Consider the following 4,561-nt stretch of genomic DNA (forward strand, 5'->3'; position numbering starts at 1 on the left):
ACCATGCGGCGGCGATACGCCACCGTGACGCCGCCCCAGTCGTTCACCAGCCGCCACAGATCGGGCGGCCGGTTCTCGCGCGCTGCCGCGTCGCGTTCGGCCCTGATTTTTCGCGCGTGGTCGATGAACTCGTCGGCGATGATCGTCTCGGCCTCGCTCCACAGCGCGCGCACCTGCGCGGCGCTGCGCTCGGCGGCGAGCGCCTCGTAGCGCGCCAGGAACTTCTCGACCTGGAGCGGATAGTAGGCGAGCGCCTCGGTCGCCGTGTCGATGGCGGTGAGGCCGCCGCCGATGACGACGACGGGCAGGCGGATCTGCAGGTTGGCGATCGAGTCCGGCTTCGCCGCACCGGTGAGCTGCAGCGCCATCAGGAAGTCGGAGGCTTGGCGCACGCCGGTGGCCAGCCCGTTCTTCATGTCGACCACGGTCGGCTTGCCGGCCCCGGTGCACAGCGCCACGTGGTCGAAGCCGAGCGAAAAGGCGTCGTCGAGCGTCAGCGTGCCGCCGAACCGGATGCCGCCGAACATCTTGAACTCCCGGCGCCGCTCCAGCAGCAGCCGGATCAGCTTCAGGTAGTTCTTGTTCCAGCGCACCGTGATGCCGTATTCGGCGACGCCGCCGAAGCCGGCCATCACGCGGGTGCCGAGATTCTCCTCCAGCTCGGCGAGGTCGCGGATGGGCCTGAACGGCACCCGGCCGCCGGTCATGTCGACGCCCGAGACGGAAGGCTCCAGCGGCTCGATCTTCAGCCCGTCGACCGCGACGACGCCGTGGCCGTCGTTCATAAGGTGATGGGCGAGCGTGAAGCCGGCGGGGCCGAGGCCGACCACCAGCACGGTGCGGCCGGTGTCCGGACGGGGCAGGGGGCGGCGCAGGTTCAGCGGGTTCCAGCGCGTCAGCAGCGAGTAGATCTCGAAGCCCCAGGGCAGCGCCAGCACGTCCTTCAGCGTCCGGGTCTCGACCTGCGGAATGTCGACCGGATCCTGCTTCTGATAGATGCAGGACTTCATGCAGTCGTTGCAGATGCGGTGGCCGGTCGCGGCGCACATCGGATTGTCGATCGTGACGATCGCCAGCGCCCCGAGCGTGTGGCCGCCGGCCTTCACCAGATTCATCTCGGAGATTTTTTCTTCCAGCGGGCAGCCGGCCAGTGGCACGCCGAAGTCGTTGCGGCGGAAGCTGCCGGTCTTCTCCTTGAGGCCGCGGGCGCAGGAGTCCTTGCCCTGGTTGTGGCACCAGATGCAGTAGTTGGCCTGATCGAGCGCGCCGGTGAGATCCATGCCGCAGTCGGTGAGCGCAAAGCCTTCGCGAAAACGCCGATGGTCGTCGGAGAGCTTGAACATGGTGACGCCCTCGACCACCTCGGTCTCGACCGGCACCAGCCGCATCGGATCGATCTTGCCGGGCGCCTTGAACAGCACGCCGCTCTTGTGGCGGTGCTGGCCCTCCGTCGTGTGGAGCGCCCAGGCGGCGTAGCGGGCGGCCAGGTCCAGGATCTCGGCGTGCTCCGCCTCTGTCTCGAAGATGGGTGCCACGAAGGTGGCGAAGCGCAGCTCGTCGAGGGGGCCGCCCAGCACCTCCTCGAGGGCGCGGGCGAGGGCGTCGCCGTCGAACCCGGCCGCCGCGGCGGCGCCGTACTTCTTGGCGGCGCGGCGCTGCACGAACAGGCGCTTCACCGTGTAGAGCGGGGCGAGCGCGTCGTGGCGCGCCTGCAGGGCCCGCACCTGCGGTCCGATCCCGAACAGGTCGGCCAGAAAATCCTCGAGATGCGGCGCGAGCGCGACCAGCAGCTCGGATTCCTCCTTGGTGGCGAGCCCGTCGGGCGTCGCCCGGGCCGTCACCAGACGATCGTGCAACGCCACATCGGCCTCGGCGAGCCACGCCACGAAGGCGGCGTCGAGCCGGGCGAGCCCGTCGCGGCGATAGAGATCCTCGAAGGCGAGACCGTGGGCGAGCCGGAGGAGCTGTGTATCGGGGCCGCCGGTCGAGGCGGGGGAGGGGACGGAGGCCGGCGTCGCAAAGGTATCGGTCGCGGAAGTCATGTCGGAATGCTGTCCTGTCGAACGGTCAGATGTCGGATCACTTCAGAATGGCAACGCTGCCACGGGGAGCAGATTGGGTCTCGGCACGGCCGTCACGCCGAGCCTGTATGCGGAAGAGGCGGCTATAGCACGAATCGGCCGGGCTGACCGCTCGCCCGCCCCGGCTCCGTGGCGCGCCTTATCAATTGTAATTAGCCCATTGCAGTGGACGGCCCGGGACGGGGACCGGTATTCTACGACCCGTGATTGGACTAATGGCGCGCTATAGGAATTAGGTGTCTAACTTGTTTGACAGGCGGCGCCTGATCGGCGGCCGCACTGTCCGGACGCTGTACCTGCGCCCCGTCGGACAAGCCGAGGGACGCGTTCAGGTGCCGTGTGAGACGAGGACCGCGCGCTGCCCAGGCCAGCGCCGGACATGCGATGCATGCCCGGAAAAGGCCCGCGCCGCCGGTCGACCATGTCAGGTCGTGCCATGACCGATTCCGAATTGTCGTTCGACGTTCCGGCGCTCGTGTCCTTGTCGCGCCAGATCGAGTTGCATCTCGAGCGCCTCATCGTGCAGGGGACGCTCAAAAGCGGGCAGCGCCTGTCGGAGCCCGACATCGCCAAGCGCTTCCGCACCAGCCGCTCGCCGGTGCGCGAAGCGCTGCGGCGGCTCGAGCAGGTCGGGCTGGTGGTGATCGAGCCGCGCCGGGGCGCCTCGGTCAAGGCGCCGAACGCGCGCGACATCGCCGACATGCTGGCGATCCGCGAGGCCCTCGAGGGGATGGCGGCCCGGCTCGCCGCCGAGCGCGCCGACGAGGCCGATCTGGCGCGGCTCGCGGCCTGTGCGGCCGATCCGGGCGCCGAGGACGAGGACAATCCCAATCTCGCGCTGGTCGAGTTCCACGAGGCGCTGCTGCAGGCGGCCAAGAACCCGGCGCTGCAGTCGATGCTGCGCGGATCGCTCAATCTGTTCCGGATGGTGCGCACGATCCCGGCCGATCATCAGGCCCGCAAGGCCCGCGCCGCCGAGGAGCACCAGGCGATCCTGGCTGCCGTCCTGGCGCGCGACCCCGACACGGCCGAGGCGGCCGCCCGAGGCCATATCAGGACCATGCGGCAGCAGCTGCTCGGTGCGGTGGCGGCCTCCCCTCCGGCCGAGGACGACACGGACGCGGATGCGGATGCGGAGATGCTGCGCTACGCGCTGGACCACCGCCCCGATCACGCGGGCGGTTCGCGCCGGAACGGGCGGAACGAATAGCCGCAGCGAGCAGCTGCAGCGAGCAGCCGCAGCGAGCAGCTGCAGCGAGCAGCCGCAGCGAGCAGCTGCAGCGAACAGCCGCACGAGCAGCTGCAGCGAACAGCTGCAACAAACAGCTGCAACGAACAAAGACGATCAGCCGCTCGCCAGCCGGTCCTCGATGTCGTTCGCGACCTCTTCGCACACCGCCGCGAGCTCGATCAGCTCCTTCTTGACGAAGTCGTCGCCGGACTTCTCGGCGAGCTCGCGATACTTCATCGCCTGATCGCGGAGATAGTCCTCGATCACGTCCATGCGACGCCCTCCGTGCTGACGGACAACGGAACGGTGACACTGGAGCGCGGACTTCGCTCGCCGGCAATTCCGGCGATTTTCACGCGCCCCGAAATGCGGTGCGCCATCGCAGGGCCGGGCGGGCGAATTCCGTCTGGCGCGACGCGAGCCGATCTCCCGCGCCGCCGGCAAAATGTAGCATCGGCAGTGTGGGCTGCGCTTGACCGGTGTCAAGCCGCGGCGGCTCGTCCGGTGCCGGCTGATCAGCCGCGGCGGATGAGATCCACCAGCGCCTCGCCGAGCCGCTCGCGCACCGCGTCGGCCTCCTCGGGGCTCCAGCGCCGGAAGCCTTCGCCGGACTTCATCCCGAGCTTTCCCTCGGCAACCTTCTGGCGGAGAAATTCGCTCACCGCGGGCGACCGGTCGAGATGCGGCACCAGCGTCTCCTGGATGTCGAGGGTCAGGTCGAGGCCGACGAGATCGCTCTGCTCCAGGGGGCCGAGCACGGCGAGCCGGGCTCCGAACCCGGTCTTCACCACGGTGTCGATCGTGTCGGCGTCGGCCACGCCGGCCGCCAAAAGCGCGATCGCCTCGCGCTTGAGCGCATGCTGCAGGCGGTTGCCGATGAAGCCCGGGATGTCGCGGCGCACATGCACGGGCCGCTTCCCGGCCCGACGCAGGAGATCCATCGTGGCCGCGACCGTCGCGGCGCTGGTCCATTCGGTCTGGATCACCTCGACCAGCGGCACCAGATGCGGCGGATTCCAGAAATGGGTGCCGATCACCCGCTCCCGATGGGTCAGGTGGCGGCCGATCTCGGTGCTCGGGATGGCGGACGAGTTGCTCGCCAGGATGGCCTGTGGGGAGACGATCGATTCGAGCTCGGCGAAAAGGGCGCGCTTGAGGTCGAGCTTTTCCGGCGCCGCCTCGAACACGACGTCGGCGCCCTCGGCGGCGGGCGCCAGCCGATCGTGGAGCGCGATGCGCTCGATCGCAC

At 69.1% G+C, this 4,561-nt stretch carries 4 protein-coding genes; 1 reads left to right on the forward strand and 3 read right to left on the reverse strand.

From position 1 onward, the window contains the following. Window positions 1–2,042 (reverse strand): FAD-dependent oxidoreductase (locus CH341_RS28435; protein WP_170149845.1); only part of this gene is annotated, 2,042 nt, incomplete at its 3' end. Window positions 2,043–2,517: 475 nt separating this feature from the next. On the opposite strand from CH341_RS28435, the gene CH341_RS28440 reads away from it, so the two are divergent. Then, window positions 2,518–3,291 carry a GntR family transcriptional regulator gene (locus tag CH341_RS28440; RefSeq protein WP_170149846.1) on the forward strand — a complete coding sequence of 258 codons (774 nt, stop codon included), beginning with the start codon at window positions 2,518–2,520 and terminating at the stop codon, window positions 3,289–3,291. A gap of 135 nt (window positions 3,292–3,426) precedes the next feature. On the opposite strand, the gene CH341_RS34535 is transcribed toward CH341_RS28440, so the two are convergent. Both CH341_RS34535 and CH341_RS28445 read right to left on the reverse strand, forming a co-directional pair. Then, window positions 3,427–3,585, reverse strand: a complete 159-nt coding sequence (locus CH341_RS34535) for a hypothetical protein (RefSeq protein WP_170149847.1) — start codon at window positions 3,583–3,585, stop codon at window positions 3,427–3,429. Window positions 3,586–3,827: 242 nt separating this feature from the next. After that, the coding region (locus CH341_RS28445) for a 3-hydroxyacyl-CoA dehydrogenase family protein (RefSeq protein WP_111422489.1) at window positions 3,828–4,561 on the reverse strand (734 nt) is incomplete at its 5' end.

Source organism: Rhodoplanes roseus (assembly GCF_003258865.1).
GTDB classification, from domain to species: Bacteria; Pseudomonadota; Alphaproteobacteria; order Rhizobiales; family Xanthobacteraceae; genus Rhodoplanes; species Rhodoplanes roseus.